The sequence below is a fragment of the Bacillus songklensis genome (assembly GCF_042649685.1).
Lineage (GTDB): Bacteria > Bacillota > Bacilli > Bacillales > Bacillaceae_H > Bacillus_BA > Bacillus_BA songklensis.
Genome location: NZ_JBHRZT010000052.1, coordinates 392897 through 410856, shown reverse-complemented (window position 1 = coordinate 410856; position 17960 = coordinate 392897). Strand labels below are relative to the sequence as shown.

Annotated in this window: 22 protein-coding genes, 1 tRNA gene and 1 pseudogene; 8 read left to right on the top strand and 16 right to left on the bottom strand. The window is 41.0% G+C overall.

Features of this window, described 5'->3' with window-relative positions; translation table 11 throughout:
* Window positions 1-430 precede the first annotated feature (430 nt).
* The 4 genes from ACFOU2_RS13385 to ACFOU2_RS13370 form a co-directional block, all read right to left on the bottom strand.
* Complete coding sequence (locus ACFOU2_RS13385; protein WP_377915913.1) at window positions 431-613, bottom strand: YolD-like family protein; 183 nt, start codon at window positions 611-613, stop codon at window positions 431-433.
* A 658-nt stretch (window positions 614-1271) separates the two neighbouring features.
* Window positions 1272-2273 carry a LacI family DNA-binding transcriptional regulator gene (locus ACFOU2_RS13380; RefSeq protein WP_377915911.1) on the bottom strand — a complete coding sequence of 334 codons (1002 nt, stop codon included), beginning with the start codon at window positions 2271-2273 and terminating at the stop codon, window positions 1272-1274.
* 757 nt (window positions 2274-3030) lie between these two features.
* The gene (locus tag ACFOU2_RS13375) at window positions 3031-3294 is read right to left on the bottom strand and encodes a helix-turn-helix domain-containing protein (protein WP_377915909.1); all 264 of its coding nucleotides are present in this window, start codon (window positions 3292-3294) and stop codon (window positions 3031-3033) included.
* A gap of 338 nt (window positions 3295-3632) precedes the next feature.
* Window positions 3633-3705: transfer RNA gene (locus tag ACFOU2_RS13370), tRNA-Val, on the bottom strand.
* A 134-nt stretch (window positions 3706-3839) separates the two neighbouring features.
* On the opposite strand from ACFOU2_RS13370, the pseudogene ACFOU2_RS13365 reads away from it, so the two are divergent.
* Window positions 3840-3938 (top strand): annotated as a pseudogene (locus ACFOU2_RS13365) (DsbA family oxidoreductase); the annotation flags it as partial.
* Between the two features lie 11 nt (window positions 3939-3949).
* Window positions 3950-4690 (top strand): arylamine N-acetyltransferase family protein, encoded by a 741-nt coding sequence (locus ACFOU2_RS13360; RefSeq protein ID WP_377915907.1) that lies wholly within the window; start codon window positions 3950-3952, stop codon window positions 4688-4690.
* Window positions 4691-4829: 139 nt separating this feature from the next.
* Here ACFOU2_RS13360 and ACFOU2_RS13355 read toward each other — a convergent pair whose 3' ends face one another.
* Window positions 4830-5477: a hypothetical protein gene (locus tag ACFOU2_RS13355; RefSeq protein ID WP_377915905.1), complete on the bottom strand. Its 648-nt coding sequence runs from the start codon at window positions 5475-5477 to the stop codon at window positions 4830-4832.
* 125 nt (window positions 5478-5602) lie between these two features.
* Here ACFOU2_RS13355 and ACFOU2_RS13350 point away from each other — a divergent pair, with 125 nt between their 5' ends.
* Window positions 5603-6091, top strand: a complete 489-nt coding sequence (locus ACFOU2_RS13350; protein WP_377915903.1) for a GNAT family N-acetyltransferase — start codon at window positions 5603-5605, stop codon at window positions 6089-6091.
* 27 nt (window positions 6092-6118) lie between these two features.
* Here ACFOU2_RS13350 and ACFOU2_RS13345 read toward each other — a convergent pair whose 3' ends face one another.
* Window positions 6119-6652, bottom strand: a complete 534-nt coding sequence (locus ACFOU2_RS13345; RefSeq protein WP_377916398.1) for a phosphatidylglycerophosphatase A family protein — start codon at window positions 6650-6652, stop codon at window positions 6119-6121.
* A 236-nt stretch (window positions 6653-6888) separates the two neighbouring features.
* Between ACFOU2_RS13345 and ACFOU2_RS13340 the strand changes: the two genes are divergently transcribed.
* From ACFOU2_RS13340 to ACFOU2_RS13325, 4 genes are all read left to right on the top strand, one after another.
* On the top strand, window positions 6889-7617 hold the full coding sequence (locus ACFOU2_RS13340; RefSeq protein ID WP_377915901.1) for an alpha/beta hydrolase: 729 nt from the start codon (window positions 6889-6891) through the stop codon (window positions 7615-7617).
* A gap of 75 nt (window positions 7618-7692) precedes the next feature.
* Window positions 7693-8205, top strand: coding sequence for a YjcG family protein (locus ACFOU2_RS13335; protein WP_377915899.1), 513 nt, complete (start codon window positions 7693-7695; stop codon window positions 8203-8205).
* 5 nt (window positions 8206-8210) lie between these two features.
* Entirely contained in the window at window positions 8211-8633 is a 423-nt protein-coding gene (locus tag ACFOU2_RS13330; protein WP_377915897.1) for a GNAT family N-acetyltransferase, read from the top strand.
* 282 nt (window positions 8634-8915) lie between these two features.
* On the top strand, window positions 8916-9593 hold the full coding sequence (locus tag ACFOU2_RS13325) for a DUF421 domain-containing protein (RefSeq protein WP_377916396.1): 678 nt from the start codon (window positions 8916-8918) through the stop codon (window positions 9591-9593).
* A 183-nt stretch (window positions 9594-9776) separates the two neighbouring features.
* On the opposite strand, the gene ACFOU2_RS13320 is transcribed toward ACFOU2_RS13325, so the two are convergent.
* Entirely contained in the window at window positions 9777-10052 is a 276-nt protein-coding gene (locus ACFOU2_RS13320; RefSeq protein ID WP_377915895.1) for a hypothetical protein, read from the bottom strand.
* A gap of 219 nt (window positions 10053-10271) precedes the next feature.
* Here ACFOU2_RS13320 and ACFOU2_RS13315 point away from each other — a divergent pair, with 219 nt between their 5' ends.
* Window positions 10272-12608 carry an ATP-dependent helicase gene (locus tag ACFOU2_RS13315; protein ID WP_377915893.1) on the top strand — a complete coding sequence of 779 codons (2337 nt, stop codon included), beginning with the start codon at window positions 10272-10274 and terminating at the stop codon, window positions 12606-12608.
* A gap of 72 nt (window positions 12609-12680) precedes the next feature.
* On the opposite strand, the gene ACFOU2_RS13310 is transcribed toward ACFOU2_RS13315, so the two are convergent.
* The 9 genes from ACFOU2_RS13310 to spoVAC form a co-directional block, all read right to left on the bottom strand.
* Window positions 12681-12935 (bottom strand): stage VI sporulation protein F, encoded by a 255-nt coding sequence (locus ACFOU2_RS13310; protein WP_377915891.1) that lies wholly within the window; start codon window positions 12933-12935, stop codon window positions 12681-12683.
* Between the two features lie 290 nt (window positions 12936-13225).
* On the bottom strand, window positions 13226-13357 hold the full coding sequence (locus ACFOU2_RS13305; RefSeq protein WP_377915889.1) for a YjcZ family sporulation protein: 132 nt from the start codon (window positions 13355-13357) through the stop codon (window positions 13226-13228).
* A gap of 126 nt (window positions 13358-13483) precedes the next feature.
* Entirely contained in the window at window positions 13484-13669 is a 186-nt protein-coding gene (locus ACFOU2_RS13300; protein ID WP_377915887.1) for a hypothetical protein, read from the bottom strand.
* Window positions 13670-13914: 245 nt separating this feature from the next.
* Window positions 13915-14736: an undecaprenyl-diphosphate phosphatase gene (gene bacA / locus ACFOU2_RS13295; protein ID WP_377915885.1), complete on the bottom strand. Its 822-nt coding sequence runs from the start codon at window positions 14734-14736 to the stop codon at window positions 13915-13917.
* 285 nt (window positions 14737-15021) lie between these two features.
* Window positions 15022-15885, bottom strand: a complete 864-nt coding sequence (locus ACFOU2_RS13290; RefSeq protein WP_377915883.1) for a DUF421 domain-containing protein — start codon at window positions 15883-15885, stop codon at window positions 15022-15024.
* 17 nt (window positions 15886-15902) lie between these two features.
* Entirely contained in the window at window positions 15903-16112 is a 210-nt protein-coding gene (locus ACFOU2_RS13285; protein WP_377915881.1) for a DUF1657 domain-containing protein, read from the bottom strand.
* 6 nt (window positions 16113-16118) lie between these two features.
* Window positions 16119-16475 (bottom strand): stage V sporulation protein AE, encoded by a 357-nt coding sequence (gene spoVAE, locus ACFOU2_RS13280; protein ID WP_377915879.1) that lies wholly within the window; start codon window positions 16473-16475, stop codon window positions 16119-16121.
* Between the two features lies 1 nt (window position 16476).
* Entirely contained in the window at window positions 16477-17487 is a 1011-nt protein-coding gene (gene spoVAD / locus ACFOU2_RS13275; RefSeq protein WP_377915877.1) for a stage V sporulation protein AD, read from the bottom strand.
* The gene (gene spoVAC / locus ACFOU2_RS13270; protein WP_377915875.1) at window positions 17487-17960 is read right to left on the bottom strand and encodes a stage V sporulation protein AC; all 474 of its coding nucleotides are present in this window, start codon (window positions 17958-17960) and stop codon (window positions 17487-17489) included. The genes spoVAD and spoVAC overlap by 1 nt, the downstream gene beginning before the upstream one ends.

The following is a 17960-nucleotide window of genomic DNA, read 5'->3' as shown; positions in this document are numbered from 1 at the left end:
ATCGAAGTGACTCCTGCAGGGTGTCCTACTACTCCGCCCCATGTATTTGTTTGATATCCTAATTTCATTGTTTCTCCTCCGTTTTCGGATAATTTTTATCATTGGGTGATTGATGAAGGATCGATCCCATCCTCCTTAAAATGGCAATAAACTCAAGAGTCATAAAGTTGGAATCGCCCAAGAAAATTGTAACCGATTACATTGAACTATAAAAAGAAAACGAATCCTTATTTTAGTGGAAGCATTCCCCTTTTTAGACACACCTTTAATTCTTACCATTTTATGATTATCTTTTCTTTTTATAGTTAGTACATCCTTTATGAAATTATTGTAATCGATTACATTAGGTATTTCAACTATTTTATAAAATTTTTAATATTTTATATACTTAGTTTAAGCATTTATTCTTATTTCTACTCAAAGAAAGTAATTAATGAATGGCCTTAATACCTGATAAACGAATGGAGAAAACCTTTTGCTGTTCATCTTTTAAAGAAAGGGTTTGCTGATCTAGATTAAGATTGCTGACACGACCCTTGCATGTTTGTAACGATCCGTTCTGATAATAATTAATGGTAATGATACGGTTTTTTGTTAATTCTTTTAAGATCATTTATTTATCTTCCTTTCTCACTAATGGTTTATCTATATATATTCCACTTAATAACTCGACACATCTTCATTCAATCAAGAGGCATCACAATCGGTGATCCAGACAACTTGAATTCGCCCTCAAGGGTTCACCTATGCGGTTGGCGCCAACCCCGCAAGGGGGGTGCCAGCCGCTTAGGTCTAGAAAATTTGGCATGGCCGTTCTTTGGTCAGGTCGAATTTTCTAAATCGATCTATATAAACAAATATATTTAAATAATTGACTGGTTATGAAAAATTGCAGAAAGAGGACATAACCTTAAGGTATGGGTTCATGTACTTTTCTATATACCAAAGATCAGTAAGCGTTTACAACAATATTTGAACAATCTGTAAATTTTAATCTGGGGATTCTTCTATTGGCTCTAGCTCTAGTACAAGCATAATTTGTTAGAAAAATAGAACCTTAATATTTGCACCAAAACTATTTAGAAGATACTGACACTCTATGTTTCTCTCAAATGATTTTTGCCTCAGAACCATGCTGGAATCCTATTAATTGTAAGGAACTCACGATTAATAAGAGATGTAACCGATTACAATCTGTTATAAAAGAAGATTTACCCTTATTTTTTCTTGAAAGGTAATTTGTTGCACTTCCAAAAGGAGGTTTTATCTTCTTATAAAATACGTTTAGAGCACGAATCCCGTATAATCAGTCGATCCTCTAATATATATTGATTTTTCTCTACTTCTTCCTTATTCATTAATCTTAACAGTAATTCCATTGCTTTGGTCCCTATCTCAAAAGCCGGCTGCTCAATAGTTGTGAGAGCTGGTTCAATAATGGATGAAAATTTTATATCGTCAAATCCCATAACCGAAAGATCATGAGGAACACGTAATCCCTTTGACTTTGCAGCTTTTAGGACTCCAAAAGCCATTTCATCATTAGCCACAAATACTGCTGTCGGGGGATTGTTAAGAGCTAAAAATTTCATCATCATATTAAAACCGCTTTCATAAGAGAAATCGCCTTCTTGTACCAAAATGGGCTCAACCATAAGATTGTACTGAGCCATCGCCTGGCAATATCCCTTTAATCGATCCTGTCCCAACACACCACCGAGAGGGCCCGATATAAACCCTATTCTCTTATGCCCCAGATTAATCAAATGTTCGGTTGCCTTTCGAGCACCACTCACATTATCAATGGAAACGGTCGGAATGTTTGAGCCTTCTATATATTCACATGCAAGGACTACTGGATATTCGAGAGCCATGTCTTCTACTATCTTCGATTCCATTCTTGCTGTTAGTAAAACCAGCCCATCCGCTTTTTTTTGGCGGAGTATGTTTAAGTACCCGTTTTCATCTTCGACACCATTGCCCGCATCCACAAGCAGAACCTGATATCCGTTTGCCACCGCTACAGACTCTATCCCTCTTAGGACCTTAGAAAAGAAGGTGTTCGTAATATCCGGGACAACGACTAGGATGGTTTTTGTTTCTGACCTTCTTAGCTGACGGGCTAATACATTCGGCTGATAGTTTAATTCTCTAATTGCTTCTCTTACTTTTTCGATTGTTTCTTCTTTTACAGTGTCAGGCTTACTTAACACTCTCGATACTGTAGCAGTAGAAACATTTGCCTTTTTTGCCACATCTTTAATTCTCACCATTTGACGACTCTCTTTTCCTTTTATTTATCTGTGAATTTATTGTAATCGATTACAATTTAGATTTCAACTCTCTTTTAGAGAATTTTCGGTTCTGGTGCAAAACCTTCAAGACGATTGCAATTGACCTCTAAATCTTGGACATACTGATACTATGACTCTATACGAGGTGTGTGATCGGTATGGAAAAACAAAACGTGTCGAAAGTTTCCGGCGCATGTCTATCTTGTGCATCGTGTAGGAAAAATGTAAAGCAGCGTATAGTGTTTACGTTGCACTATGCCGCACTAAATCGGAAGTTTTCGGAACTCAATTTGCGGAAAAATGACGGCTTTCTTCTTAAGCAGTCTGCACATAATTCACACAATGAATAACAGCGATTCCAATTCAGAATAGATAAAATCAACTAGGCATATTATCATATTTCAGCGAATGTTGTATTATATAAATGCAATCAATTTTTTTCTCTAGCTAATTGAGTTAGCCCTGTAACCATATGTTTTTCCAAAAAAGGAGTGACGCACTTTGTATGCGTTGCTTCTTTTTTTGCTTTCACCGGTAGATTAAACGAGTAGAATTTTCTGAAATAACGTATTGTCAGTTAATGGCGGATATAGTACATAGTAATGAATTGGATTTTGCCTAATCACCGCCATCTTCGCCTTTAATATGCGCTAGAAATAGCCGTTAAATGTCGACATCACTTTACCGATCTTCTGCGAAAATATCGTCTCTTTAAACGCACTGATTACATCGCTCACTAAATCCTCGACCGGTTTGTTAACACCTTTGCGTCGATGAGCAATAATAGCCCGATACCACAAACGATAAAATAGACATTGTGGCCGTTGCCGCCGCCCTTTCTGACCGTTGCCCGGCGTTCAATCACACCGTAAGATTCCAGTAGCTTTAATGCACGTTGAACAGTACGCTTAGCAATCTCGGTTAGCTGAGCGATGGTATCCACCTTTAAGAACGCTGCGCCAACGATTTTGCAGGCGTAACGGGATAAAGTTTTGAGCACGCTGATAAGCTTAGTGTATAGTAATCTTTCTTATTCCGAAGTGTCCCTTTCGCTAGTCCTTCTGCTTCTTTAGCAAGTACGTACACGTCGAAAAGATCATCCCAACAGTGAGTCGCTCTATCTCTATCTCTATCTCTATCTGTGTTGTAGTATTTGCGGAATAATTTTGCGCGCCTTTTTGATTGTCGAATTTTAGACAAAATAAAAACGCCCCCTTATATCCGGTTGAATATAAGAGGGCGCCATTCTTTTCCGCTAGGGACCGCCACACTTTTTACGTAATCCCAACGGTTAATCTAAACGAAAAAGCCCGTCATTACGGGCTTCTTACAGCGTAATGATTCCGACTGGGTTCGAACCAGCGACCTCTACCCTGTCAAGGTAGCGCTCTCCCAGCTGAGCTACGGAATCGTAATATTATGTCACTGATATTATTATATGTATGGACTGGCCCCATGTCAATCCTCTTTTTCAGTTTATCGAAATAGAAAATACATATTCGTATTTGTTACACTATCCTTAGTGAAAACCTAAGGAAGAGCATTATAACTGTTAAGATTCGCATGTATTCTGATTTTGTGTCCCCGTTTTGTTTTGTCGGGGAGGCACCATCGAAAGAGGCCGTGAAAGGAAAGGATGTAGAGGAGAAATGTTCATGAGCAAAGAGGTATATTTGGCGCGGTTTCACGCCGAAAAGAGAAACGATGTCACCCTTGACTATTTACGTTATTTGCAGGAGCAGCACATGCTTCAAATCCCTTTTGAAAATTTGGATGTTATGTACAAAACACCGATTGTATTAGATATGACACGGTTTTATGAAAAGATTGCGGAACGCCATCGCGGAGGGTTTTGCTATGAGCTGAACAGTTTGTTTTGCTGGCTGCTAACAGAACTTGGGTTTAAAGCCCATTTAATTGCAGGGACGGTTCAAAAAGAAGACGGATCTTGGGCGCTGAAAGAGAGCCATGCGACCACCCTTGTGCATCTTGATCAGCCTTACCTTACTGATGTCGGGTTTGGTGATTCTGTCCGTAAGCCGATTCCATTAACCGGTGAAACGGTCGAAGATGTGAGCGGAGTGTATCGCGTTCATCAATTGGATGATATCACGTATGACTTGCAAAAACATGAAAACGGCTGGAAAACCAAATACCGCTTTACCATCGAAGAAAAGCTGCTTGAGCAATTTGCTCCGATGTGTGAATTCAACCAAATATCCCCCCACTCACCGTTTACGAAAACGAACTTGACGACCATCGCAACAAAAACGGGACGGATTACATTGTCAGGTGTTACTTTAACGATAACGAACGGTGAGAAAAAAGAGAAGCAAGAAGTGAGCGAAAAAGACATTCCCGCTCTGCTCCAAACACATTTTCATATCTCCTTATAATATTAAAGTCCCATTTTCTCAATAAATCACGAAAAATGATTCTTAATGAAAGGACCCCTCACCGAATCCCTTGGTTTTGCAGGATTTTCATGACGCGTCCTTCCAAGAGGATGACCCAAGTGGTATGCTGGGTCATCCTCTAATGTCTGATAAATGATAGTCTGGCCGGTTCCATCGTCGTATCTTTAAATTCGTAGTCGACTTGAAATGTTCCTAAATACTCCCCTTTGGCATTTTTTAGTAAAGCTTTAGCCAATAATTGATCGCCTTTTACCTCATAAACAACAAACGACTCAACAGACAGCTTGGGGGGCTGTGATTCATTTTCCAGTTTCAGCACATCTTTACCATTTAGCTGTACATGAAAATCTCCCTTTTTCTTATAATATTTCACTTGTTGAAGCAAAACCGTCCGCGCATCGTTGACGAAAATTTCTTCCACAACTTGTTCCCCGTTTTCATGGATCTTCAATATTTTCGGTTCATTTAAATAAAGGGCTTTATCCCGTTTTTTCGGAAGCAGTACGATCACTTCCTCCACTCCATCATGGTCCACATCGATCGTCTGCATCTTTGGCTTCGCATTCACCATATTGGTGCTTGACCACTCCGGAAATGCCATTTTTCTGTTCCCAATGTGCAGCTCAAAACCTTGATAACGGTTCCCTTGCCCGTCTGCATGCAAGGAAATATGCTGATTGGGAATGTTGGCCATTTCACTCGCTCCGACTGAAGCAGGCTGAGCAAACAAGAAGGCAGCCATGACAAAAATCCATCCCTTTTTCACCCGAATTCATCCTCCGTTTACACTTTTTTCTTAGTATGAAATCCTCCTCTTGATTTTATGCAGCAAACCATTGACATCCATACTGCATATGATGAAGAAGCACACAAAATTCGAGGCGGGTTAGAATGATGGGAGTATTATATCGCAAAGCAAACATTTATGATTATAACGGAATTTTATTTGTGTTAAGGGAGGCTGATCAGCTGCATACAGAGGCAGTGCCGGATATGTTTCCCGCAGACCAGGTATCGATGCCCCCGTATACGTTTCAATCGTATGTTTCCAGCCCCTCCAATGTTGTCATCGTGGCCGAGCTGAATGGGTACATTATCGGTTACTCATTTGCCCAGCTTTATTACACGTCCTCTCCTTCAGGAGGAGAAGAGCGCTGCAGTGCCTTCATTGATTTTTTTGGAGTCAAAAAGGAATACCATGGGCTGGGCATTGCTTTGGGGTTATTCGAGCAAACGAAAAAATGGGCGCAAAAAAAGAAAGCTGATTTTCTTCAGCTGAATGTTTGGCATTTCAATAAGCGCGCCATCCGCTTTTATGAAAAACAAGGCATGGAGCCGGTAAGTGTTCTGATGCATTTGCCATTAAAAAGAGGGGGCTGAATCGAAAGGCCTCCTCCTTTTCATTTCTTATTTTGCCAGCGGTTCTTCATTTCGCTCCAACTCGTCACGATAGCGGTGGGCAATGCGACTTGCGGCACTTGCCGCTACACTTGCCACTAAATCATCAAGAAATGTGTGCACACAATTTTCTTTTTTCTCATTCAATTTATGAATAATCCCGATTTTACATTTATCTAAATGACCGAATGTCGTAACGCCGATGCTTCCGTATGTTAAAACCGCCCCAAGTGCAATGGTTTCATCCACGCCGAACAGGCCCTCGTCCTGCTCTACAATGGATTGCAGCGGTTCGGATAATTTCTTTTGTTCAGCAAGCTTGTCCAACTCAATACCGACTAAAAGCGCGTGCTGAATTTCACGTTTTTGCAGCACCCGTTCTACACTCTCGGCACATTCTTTTACCGTTAACCCTTCATTATAAGGGGCTTGCATTTCGTAAACAATTTCTGCAATATCCCAAATGGCCACACCGCGTTCTTCTAATAAAGTTAACGTCGCTTCTAATACATCTTTACTTGGTACAAATGTTTTTTCCATCATTTCGCTCATTTCGCTCTCCCCTTTTCCTCTGTCGTTATTTCTAGCATGACACATGTTTTCTTTCATGCCAACTGCCCCGCCTTGCTTTTTACGAGAAATTAAGAAAATATTAATAATTAGTATACAATTGTTATTTCACACAACAATCAATTTACAAACAAGACTTTTTTCAGACAGACATTGACTTTTTAGTTGTGCTAAAATAAAGATAACGCTTTCAAACGGTGGGGGTTTACATGGAGAAAAAGATTGGACAAACAGAGGAACTTTCATTTTACAGTGCTGAATTAGATGAAACCATTTCGTTAATCGTTTATTTGCCCGCTTCCTTTTCGCCGCTTTATAAATATTCGTTACTGCTTGCACAAGACGGCCAGGATTATTACACACTGGGCCGAATGCCGCGTCTAATCGAGCACCTGTTGGATCAAGGCAGTATTCCCAACACGATATTTGTGGGGATCCCTTATCGATCCATCGAAGATCGGAGGGAGAAATATCACCCGGACGGGGCTAAACAAAATGTTTATATTCGTTTTTTAGCCCATGAACTCGTTCCTTTTTTAGATTCCCGGTATCCCACATATCAAATGGGGCAATCGCGCATTTTAATGGGAGATTCGCTCGCAGGCACGGTCTCATTAAAAGCGGCTCTTACATATCCTCATACGTTTGGAAAGGTCATTATGCAGTCACCGTTTGTTAATGATCATTTGCTGGATCAAGTAAAAGCGTTTAAACATCCTTCACTGCTTGAGATGTACCATATAATCGGGCAGCAAGAAACGGGCGTCCGGTTGACAAATGGGACCATATGCGATTTTTTAACGCCAAACCGTGAACTCCACCGCTTACTGGATGAAAAACGATTTAACGTTTTATATGAGGAGTTTGCGGGAAACCACTCCTGGACATACTGGCAGCCTGATTTAAAAAGGGCATTGAGCAGCATGCTGTCCATCTAATGTTTTTTCATTATATTGTTTTTAGAAAATTTGTTATAATTAGTTTAATTCACATACTTTGAGGAGGGAAACTCGATGAAATTTGGGGTTGTTATATTTCCATCAAAAAAATTGCAAGATGCAGCAAATGCTTACCGTAAACGCTATGATAAGCATTATGCCTTGATTGCGCCGCATCTTACGCTAAAAGAAGTATTTGAAGCGTCAGAAAGCGAAGTAACGGAAATTGCAAAAGAGCTGACCAGGGTTGCCAAAAATACAAAACCGTTTGGGCTACACGTGACAAAAGTGAGCTCCTTCTCTCCTGTAAATAATGTTCTTTATTTTAAAATAGAGAAAAATGAAGAACTCGAAGCTTTATATCGTAACTTACACAGCGGTTCACTTGAGCAGCAAACTCCTTATTCCTTTGTGCCGCACATTACAATTGGCCAAGGTCTATCGGATGATGAGCACCTTGATGTATACAGCCAATTAAAGCTTGTCGATGTATCACACAGCGAAGTAGTGGATCGCTTCCACTTAATGTATCAATTAGAAAATGAGACATGGACAGTTTATGAAACATTTCTTTTTGGAAAGGAATAATGTCATTGAATATTAAAGTAGTTGCCACAGAACAAGAACTTCAAGATGCATTTTATGTTCGCAAACAAGTATTTGTGGAAGAACAGCAAGTTCCTCTTGAAGAAGAAATCGATCAGTTTGAAGATGAAGCTGTTCATGTTGTGCTATACGATGAACAGCAACCGGTAGGAGCCGGCCGTTTTCGCGTAGTGGATGGATATGGAAAAGTGGAACGTATCTGTGTCATGCCTTCTCACCGTAAAAGCGGAGCCGGGAAAATCATTATGATGGAGATGGAGAACCTCGCCCACGGGAAGGATCTTCATAAACTAAAGTTGAATGCCCAAACACATGCAGAAGGTTTTTATGAAAAACTCGGCTACAAAACCGTGTCCGGGGAATTTTTGGATGCAGGAATTCCGCATGTCACGATGGTAAAAGAATTGTAAGTGACAACACTGACCCGCAAAGGTCAAATCCAGTTTTTGAAAAGCGGAGCTAGACAATTCCAACATGCAATCTAGGCTTTCTTATATAAGAAAAATTTTTAAAAATGGGTTGTCATATTAACCGTTCATTTTACTGTCATTTCATGACGATCCATACGTGAGGGTATGTGAAAACCACAAAAGCAGTTGGTTTTCACATACCCTCTTTTTCTTTTTTTTATTCGTCATAAAAATAGCTATTACGTACAAAGCTATATAGTAACTACTTAGTTTAGGAGAATGATTATGGATTTTGTACGTATTGGGGTTGAGTTGTTCGTTGGTTTCATCAGCTTGTTTTTATTAACGAAGCTGCTTGGCAAAATGACCATTACCCAAATTACGACATTCGATTTTATTTCAGCTCTCGTCCTCGGGGAACTTGTGGGAAATGCGTTGTATGATCATAAAACCGGGTTGACAGACATTTTATTTGCGGTCGTGTTCTGGGGGGTTTTAATGTTCGGTACAGAGATTTTAACACAAAAAAACTTGAGGGTCCGCTCCCTTTTAGAAGGAAGGCCGGCTATCATCATCCACAAAGGGAGAATTCGTTATAAAGAGATGAAGAAAAATCATTTGGATATTAGTCAGCTTCAACACTTGTTGCGGGCAAAGGATGCCTTTTCTATTCGCGAAGTGGAGTATGCCATTTTAGAAACAGACGGAACCGTGAGCGTGTTAAAAAAGTCTGATTATGCGTCTCCTACAAAGGCTGATCATAAAATGCCCAATAAACAGCCTGTCCTCCCCATTACCTTCATCAGTGACGGACAGCTATTAAAGGAAAACTTAAAAGAAAGCGGGTTTGATGAAACATGGCTGCAAAAAGAGCTGCACAAAAAAGGAATCCGTAACTACTCCCAGGTCATGTACGCCGAATGGGAGGATGGAGATTCCTTGCATGTAGAGAAATATTAGAGAGGATTTACCCATAGGGGGGCAGTTTGCTTCACTTCCAAAACAGCTGCACGGCATACGCACTAATCGCTGTTCAAAACAACAATAATGCCGTGCATCTCGCAAACTATATGTATGAATGTTTCTTTGCTGTATCCTTCAGGCTGTTCACGAAGGATACTTTTTATTTTCCCAAGATTCCTACTAAATCGTTTCATTGATTAACCGGCCTTTTCCGGTCAGTTGCGCAAACATTTCTTCTACTTTTTCCCTTGTGTAAGCTTTTCGCTTCGATAACGTTTTTTCCACTTTTACACCATGATCGCGAGCAAAGTCAAAAGGTGTATGCGGACTGTTTAACTTAGACTCGATTTTTGTCTTCATGACACTTGAAAACTTTTGATATTGATGCTTAACAGGAACCGTTCGATTAGCATATTGAGTATATTGTTCATGATGAATCGGTAAGATATAACCCATGTTTTTCTCCTCCTTTATGCTCTCTTCAACTTCTTTACCTTTTATATCTTGATTTTCAAACAATTTTTCGAGGTCTTTTACTATAAGATACGTTTTGATATGATAGTTTTTGACTGTTTAACGAAAAAATTTTTACGTTCATGATAGGGAAAACCACTTTTATCTCTCAATTTTTCACATTTTGTCTACTCAATAGAGGAAAGGAGGGGGACATCATTGATGAAACATGCAGTATATAAAAAGAAGAAAATAGATTTGGCTCTTCTTGGACGCGAGCAATACCAATTTATCTATGAAACCGGTCTAAGGGGAGAGGTAACCTGTGAACAGTGTGGTGAACAGGTGCGTTTATACCTGGGTATTGAACAGCCTCCTCATTTTTATCATGCGACAATTCCGCATATTCGAATAGAATGTGAAGGACATGAGGTTACGGAAATACGTTCGCAAACGGATATGAATACGCAAGAGGAGTATGTGGAACGAAACGGATTTCGTCTTCCTAAATCACGTAACATTCAGGCGCAATCTCATAAAAATTCCATGCAATGGAAAAATTCAATTTCCATTGAGCTTCTTCCTTCTTTTAAAAAGCGGGTTTTTACGACAATGCCCGATACGTCTTCCTATATCCAATCTCTTCAAGAAAGAGGGATTACGTTAGATACCCATCAGTGGGAAGCGGTCACCACCACAGAAGGACCGCTGCTTATTTTAGCGGGTGCGGGAAGCGGAAAAACGAGAGTGTTGACCGCCCGTACCGCTTATATGATTCAAGAACAACAAATTGATCCCGGTTCTATTATGCTTGTGACCTTTACAGCCAAAGCAGCAAAAGAAATGAAACAGCGTTTGCTTCATTATCCATTTATGTCGGGAGCCATTATCAAAAAGCTCATTGCAGGTACCTTCCATAGTATTTTTTATAAAATGATCGCCCATTTCCAGCCGCAGGTTTGGAACATGGACCGTCTTCTTAAATGGGAGTGGCAAAAAGAACAAATCGTCAAAGAAGCAGGCCGAGAGCTGCATTTGGAGGAGCGTGAGTTTGCTTATGATCAGGCTCTGCAGCAAATCAGCTATTGGAAAAATACATTGACAGGTGTACGCGATGTAAGACCTTCCAGTCAGTGGGAAGAACAAGTCCATTATTTATACAAGCATTATGAAGAGAGAAAACGAAAAGAAAAGATGTTTGATTTTGATGACATGCTGTATGGATGCTATACGATGTTAAAAGAGAACCCTTCTCTTCTTGCACGCTATCAAGAACGGCTGGGTTATTTCTTGATCGATGAATTTCAGGATATTAATAAGGTGCAATATGAAATCATGAAAATGCTGAGTGCGGAATCGAAAAATTTATGCGCAGTCGGGGACGATGATCAATCCATCTATGCGTTCCGCGGTAGTGATCCCTCATTTATTTTAAATTTTGAACACGACTTTCCCGGCACAAAGGTCGTCACATTAAGTGAAAACTACCGTTCTGCTCATAACATTGTGGCTTCCGCCAATAAAGTCATTGCCGGCAACAAAGAACGGCGGAACAAAAAAATGTTCGCCCAATTCGATAATAATGCTTATCCTATCGTGTTCTTCCCTTACGATGAAGAGGAAGAGGCAACGATGATCGTAACGGATATTAAACAAAAGATTCAGCAAGGTGCCCACCCTTCTGATTTTGCGATTTTATACAGAACCCATTCCGCTTCACGGGCCGTGTTTGAACGATTGACACAGTCGAATTTACCGTTTACAGTCGAACAAGATGCTGAATCTTTTTATCAACGCCGCATGGTGCGCAGCATGCTGGCCTTCCTGCGGCTAAGCATCAACCCAAATGACACGAAAGCCATTCAGGATTTACTTATGTCGCTATTTTTGAAACAATCAGCCTTAAACGATATAAAAGCCTTGAGCATTTTGAATGACGTCTCCCTTGTTGAGGCACTAAAGTTTCTCGAGAACTTGCAGCCGTTTCAACAGAAAAAGCTCAAGAAGATTGTTCCGCTGTTTGCCTCTCTTCAAAATTTATCACCGCTTACGGCACTCGAAACGATCGAAAAAGACATGGGCTTTGACGATTTTGTGAAAAAGCGCGGCAACGAAGGAAACATCATGGAAAAAGGATCAGATGATGTACGCGACTTGAAAGTGGTAGCCAAAAAATTTCAGACGGTGACAGAGCTTTTAGACCATGCAGACCATATGACGGCCATGAATAAAGAAATGAAACAGCTCAGCAGGCAGTTTCATGATAGTGTACAACTTTCCACGATCCATCGAGCAAAAGGATTGGAATATAAACATGTATACGTGTTAAGCTGTGTCGATGGAGGCCTGCCTCATGATTATGCACTCGAAGCTTATCGCAACGAGGATGAAGCCCCTCTTGAGGAGGAACGGCGCTTATTATATGTCGCCATGACGCGTGCCCAGCAGTCCTTATACTTATCCGTTTTGGAAACAAGGCGCGGCAAAACCGCGTATCCGTCCCGGTTTATTAAGCCGTTTTTGTCCAAATCGCTTAAACGCCCAGTTGTCACAACATAAGTTCGCTAAATCGCTTTATGAAATAAAAGCCATCAGCAGAAGGAACTGCTGATGGCTGTTTGGAAAACAGATTTATTTGTTATTCAACATTTTAGCAATTGTGCCAAAGTCCAGTGAATCTCCATTTTTTGTAATGGCTTTAACAATTTTATCTTCTTTTTCCTGCGACACCCGCTTTTTGGCGATTTCAGATACACGTTTTACAATACCGCGTACCGTATTTTCATCTTTGAAGTTGGCATGTTGTAAAGAGTTCGCCAGATCCAAAATGTCTTTCATATTGACACCTGTTTTTTTCTCAATGTTTTTAAATAAGTTGTTATCCATGGTGACACCCTCCTTTTTTGCTTATATATCGTATGTGCTCACCCCTGAACTGGTGATACATTTACTTGCATTTCTATTCCCCTATGTCCAAAAATGAGAAAAGCAAAATGAGCCAAGTTGCCGCTAAGAATGCTCATGTCCTGTGAGCAACGTCGACGCTTGAACACCCTATTCTGCGAAAATAACCGCAGGAGCTGAATCGCACAGCTGACTAACAAAGAAAGTACGAATGACAAGCACTCGTACTCTTTAGCTCGTTCTACACTTCAGGAGGGAATGATTCCAGGGTATTAGCAAACGAAAGCTGCACCAACGATAATCAGTAAAATGAACAATACTACGATTAACGCAAAACCACTTCCATAACCAGTGCCACCGTAACCGTAAGGACCATAACCGTATCCGCAATATCCGTAACCCATGCTTTTGCACCTCCTCTAACCTTCTTCTCTAATACAATATGATAAAGTCCCTCTAATGGTATGGGCGCATGCATATTTCTTCCGCATATTTCTCTTATCCCGGAAGACCAATTCGCCCCATTACCATCAATCAAACGGATCAGGCAGATCAAAATCATCGACATTTGGAATCATTTTTTCTTGATCTTCCAGTCGCTCCAGCTCCTTCGAAATCCTTCGAAAATTTTGTTCCTCCTGCTTCATAAGCTCCCTATGCTTTCCCATGATGTGAGTTTCAATAAATTTTTCAAATTCGTTCCCAAACCTCGGCATCCTCATCACCTCTCTTACAATCTATTCCCTTTTGAAAAAACAGTGCTTATACTTCAGAAAAGCGGAGCGAGCCAAGTTACGGCTAAGAACGCTCACGTCCTGTGACCAACGTCGACGCTTGAACATCCTGTTCTTCGAAAATGACCGTAGAGGCTGGCTCGTACAGCCGGACAATTTCAACGTGTAATGTATATTTTTTATAGACAAAAAAGACCCGCCGGAACAAAAAACCGGCAGGTCCTTTTTTATGCGATGAAAAATAAAAGTACAATCGCAATGATAAAACGATAAATGGCAAATGGAATAAGTTTTAGACGTGACACAAGCTTTAAAAATGAAACAATGGCAATAAGCGCAACGACAAACGCCGTAATCATTCCCGTTAAAAAGACAGGCAGCAAGTCCATTGTTAAGAAGTGGGCACTTTTATATAAATCCAATGCCGTCGCTCCAAACATAATCGGCACGGCCACAATAAAGGAAAACTCTGCGGCTACCGAATGGGAAGCACGGACAAACAATCCGCCCGAAATCGTTGAACCAGAACGGGAAAATCCAGGCCATAAAGCCAGGCATTGAAACAACCCGATGACAAATGCCTGCTTATATGTAAGCTGATCCAAGGTCACGGTTGCAGGAGTCGTTTTACGGCTGTACAACTCTGCTACAAGCATTAAAATACCCCCGACAATCAATGCATAAATAACGGTTGTGGGGCCAAACAGCTTTTCTTTGATATCACTCTGAAACAACACTCCCAATACACCCGCAGGCAAAATCCCAATGATAATGTGAAAAATGTTCAGCTTGTTTCGAGCTTTTCCTTCACGGAAATCAATCGTTGACCAAAGACGTTTCCAAAAAAAGACGACGACTGCTAAAATGGATCCCAGCTGTATGACAACTTCAAACGTCGCCGCTATTTCAGGAGTAATCGGCCCCTGACGAAAATGTAAAAAGTGATCTGCCAAAATTAAATGCCCTGTTGATGACACAGGAAGAAACTCCGTTAAACCTTCTACTAATCCTAAAATAAATGCTTTAATCATTACAAGAATATCAATCATATGATCTTCCCCAATTTAAATGATAGTTTGACTTAAACATCTTAGCTTATAAAATAGAAAATGACAAGTTTCATTTATATAACAAAACCGTCACAAAGCAGAAGAATCATTTATAATGGGAGATACTAATCGTACCTTTTAATATGACATTCATCTTGTTCATAACAGAACTGTTTGCTGCTGTTATGAAAGAATTGGTACAAAAGGCACAATAAAAAACAAGGAAGGACAGCTGGTTAAATTCAGCTGTCCTTCCTTATGGGATAGTAGACACCCTCAACGTAATTATTCCGGTTGTGTTAAAAAGGGAGTCAACGTTTTTAATATGTTCCTTACTTTACGCGCTTGTTTCTCAAAGACAAAGCTTCGCTCTCCCTTGAAGTTGAGGGACAGCCACTCCAGCTCTGCCTCGCACTTTTTTAATGAAATGAGCAAAAGCTGGGCATCTTTCACTTCCGGAAGCGGCAACTGGTCATCGTATAAATCGAGAAACAGTTCTCCCTTGCTGTCAATCTGCGCTAAAAATACATCACTGATGCCATAGCCCTTTTGTTCGATGGTCGTTTTTAACCATTGCCTTGTGTAACCCGACTTCTGCAGCGGCTCATCCAAGATTTCCCCATCCATAATGACTGTCTGCGGCTCTTTTTCACGTGTATACTTTGTAAATAATTGTTCGACTGTTACGGGCTGCTTCTCCGTTTTCAACAATACGCTCAAGTCTCCGTTTGCTTCTAAAGTAGCAAATTCCACATCGGCCAAACGGAAGACATCTTTTTTACGAAGCTGCTCAAGCAGCTCATCTATTGTATACTTTTCTTTTCTTAAATTCTTCTCCAGCACACGGCCATCTTGAATGAATATCGTTGAATTCCCTTCCACAAAGTTACGAAATCCTTTACTTTTTAGGGAAATCTGAGCGATAATGAGCGGAACCATTGTCCATACTAAAATACTTGTCATACCGTTTATTATATTCAGTTCAATATCCATCGAAAGTGTACCGGCAATGTCTCCAACTGTAATGCCGACAATATATTCAAAAAAAGACAACTTGGACAGTTGCTTTTTCCCTAGCAGCTTTGTAATGACAAATAGTCCGGCAATGAGTGATACTGAACGAATTGCGATTTGCATCCATTCCGACATAGCATAACTCCTTGTTCTTAATGAAAACGTACCCCTCTTGTAAGTTCATGTTCCAATTCAAGCAGCTGCTTTTTTAATTCCTGTATGATGTCTTCCGTCTCCGTTACCGCTTCATGAAAAGCCGCCTTTGTGTCGTCTCCATCGGCTTGTAAGTCGTATTGCTGAAGCATGGCATGAATATTTTTTACATTTACAAAACATTGTTTCACCTGTCCAAACATCGTCATTCTTATTCATCCTTTCGGTTTAAACAGCAGTGCGCCCAAAAACCCAAACACAATGGCGGCTGAAATTCCCGAGCTCGTTACTTCGAACATACCCGTCAATACACCGACAAGGCCATGCTTCTCCGCTTCCTGCAAGGCGCCATGAACAAGAGAATTTCCAAAACTTGTGATAGGAACAGTCGCTCCAGCCCCCGCAAATGCGATGAGAGGCTCATATAATCCAAACCCATCCAATATGGCACCTGCTACCACAAGACCAGCAAGCATATGGGCAGGTGTTAATTTAAACACATCCAATAAGAGCTGGCCGATGACACAAATGAGCCCGCCAACGACAAATGCCCAAAAAAATGTAGCCGCCATGTTACATCCCTCCTGCTTCAATTGATACAGCATGTGCAATACATGGAATCGTTTCTTTCTGCTGAAACGAAAGCGGAGATAATAAGGCGCCCGTCGCAACGACTAACAAACGCTGAATCTCCCCTTTTTTCATTTTGTTGAGCAAATGTCCATACAAGACCGTTGCTGAACAGCCCGCGCCGCTTGCTCCTGCTAAAACAGGCTGACCCTCTCTATAAATCATCAAACCGCAGTCCTGGTATTTCTCTTCACTTACCGGATACCCTTTCTCGTTTAAAAGCTCAAGGGAGACTTCCCGTCCAATTTTTCCTAAATCCCCGGTTACGATAAGATCATAATAATCCGGGGACACTCCTCGATCATGCAAGTGGGTAATAATTGTATCTACCGCTGCAGGCGCCATCGCTCCTCCCATGTTAAAAGGGTCGGATAGTCCCATATCCACCACACGCCCGATGGTGGCACTTGTGACAACAGGACCCAAACCTTGCTGGGCCACAACCGCAACCCCTGCTCCGGTTACTGTCCACTGAGCGGTCGGAGGCTTTTGCCCTCCGTATTCGGTTGGATAGCGAAATTGCTTTTCTACCGCTGCGTTATGACTGGATGCTCCGGTGAGAATGCGTTTTGCTCCCTGGTAATTGACCAAGAAAGAACCAAGAGCAAGTCCTTCCATGGACGTCGAACAGGCACCAAAAAGCCCCAAGTAAGGAATTTGATTAGTCCGAGCAGCAAAACTCGATGGAGTTATTTGATTGACTAAATCCCCCGCCAGGAAAAATTGAATGTCCTCTTTTTTGAGTGCAGCTTTTGTCAAAGCTTTATCCACTGCATTTTCGAGCAACATCTGGTGCGCTTGCTCATATGAATCTTTTCCCAACCATAAATCTTCATGTAAAATGTCAAAATCATCCGCAATGTTTCCATTAGCTTCAAATGGCCCTCCTGCGGTTCCTGTTGAAATAATCACTGGTTTTTGCTGAAATACCCATGTTTGTTGTCCTTTTAACATCACAAACCGCCCCATTGAGTTAAAATCGTTTTAACAAGTGCTATAACAAATGCTGAGAATACACCGAATATAATAACTGTACCGGCCAGTTTAAAGATATTTCCTCCCACTCCAAGTACGAACCCTTCTGTTCTATGTTCGATAGCGGCCGAAATGACCGCATTTCCGAAACCCGTGACCGGAACGGCACTGCCCGCTCCTGCAAATTGCGCCAGGCGGTCATACACCCCAAATCCCGTTAAGAGCATGGAGATAAAGACCATTGTCGCTACGGTTGGATTTCCGGCCGTTTGTTCTGTAAAATTAAAGAAGTACATATACGCATAGGAAATGGCTTGCCCGATCACACAAATAAGGCCGCCTACCCAAAAAGCGCGAATACAATTTTTTAAAACAGGACGTTTCGTTTCATACTTTTGCTGCAATTGTTGGTATTGTTGTTGTGTAGGTGTAAATTGACTGTCTTTGTTCAT